This window comes from Vibrio sp. Vb0888 (assembly GCF_033338835.1).
In the GTDB taxonomy this organism is placed as follows: Bacteria; Pseudomonadota; Gammaproteobacteria; order Enterobacterales; family Vibrionaceae; genus Vibrio; species Vibrio alginolyticus.
The window spans coordinates 1-1217 of record NZ_JAWOTL010000202.1 but is presented as its reverse complement, the minus strand read 5'-3'; the positions used below and the strand labels follow the sequence as shown (position 1 = coordinate 1217).

The window sequence follows — 1217 nt, the reverse complement described above, 5'->3', positions numbered from 1 at the left end:
AAAATATCATAGGAGTCATTCTCACGGTTGAGGAGGGCGGTCTTGATGACGAGTTAATTGAAGCTGTTCAACTTGGTCAACGTCGTCCTAAAGGGCATTTGACGCCAATCACCATCATCAATCAACTTGGTTTGGTAAAGGTAGGCAGGCTTATTACTTCACGAGTGATGCGAATTGCGGTGCATCCTGATCTACAAGGTTTGGGCGTTGGCAAGCGCATGCTAACACTACTCGAGGAAAGTGTTGGTGCCCATGTGGATTATCTATCGACAAGTTTTGGTGCGACGGATGAGTTGATTCAGTTTTGGCAACAAGCTGGCTATCAATCTATTCGTTTAGGAACTATGCGCGATGCCGCCAGTGGTTGTTATTCATTGTTGATGGTTCGCCAACTTGCGAATAAATCACAAACTTGGATTGATGACGCACAAGCATTGTTTCATGAGTTTTTGTCTGCGAGCCTTTCCCTTGTTTATCCTAAGTTAGAGCCGAGTCTGGCTAGAAGCTTGTTGCGTCAACAGATTCAACATCAAACCTTACATCCGACTAAGCGAGTATTGCTTCAAAGCTATGCGAAGGGTGGTGCAAGCTATGAATCGATTTTTGTGTGGTTACAACAGTGGCTGCGTCAATATGGTTTAGCGCCTGTTTCTGATTTGATGATAAGTAAAGTGTTCTTAAACCATGATTGGGGCATTTGTGCCAAACAATTTGGATTATCGGGAAGAAAGCAAGTTGAGCAACAGTTAAGAAGTGAGTTAGAAAAGTTGTTGAGTCAATTTACAGTGTAAACGCAACGCCTTATGGATTTACACTGTAAATAGAGACGAGCTGAGAGGAGTGACTTTACACTGTAAATTCACTCCTTTTTTGTTTTTGATGAATGATAAAAAGCAAACTCATGACCGACTAAGTTCAATGTTGAGCTGTAAACAAAATCGCCAATAAAAGGGAAGGAGTGGCGTCGCCACTTCTATTGTATTGAAGCGCTATAACTACAAGCTACAACTTTCTCATGCTGTAGAGTGGAGCATGAAGTGAAACGAGAGTGGAATGATTTACGCGGATGAATCACCATGCCTAATACTTTATTTACTCAATAATACCAAGGCTTCGACCTTTAGTGACCTGAGCCCTATTCTTCGAAGTGCGAGGTTTGTTCAGAAAATGTTTTTGGTTAGACTGAAAGTGTTGATGGGAAGCAAAGTGGTAAGGGT

Annotated in this window: 1 protein-coding gene; it reads left to right on the top strand. The window is 42.1% G+C overall.

Translation table 11 applies throughout. The features are described 5' to 3' along the window. Window positions 1-791: GNAT family N-acetyltransferase (locus tag R7P72_RS25015; RefSeq protein ID WP_318110961.1), on the top strand; the 791-nt coding region annotated here is incomplete at its 5' end. Window positions 792-1217 lie beyond the last annotated feature (426 nt).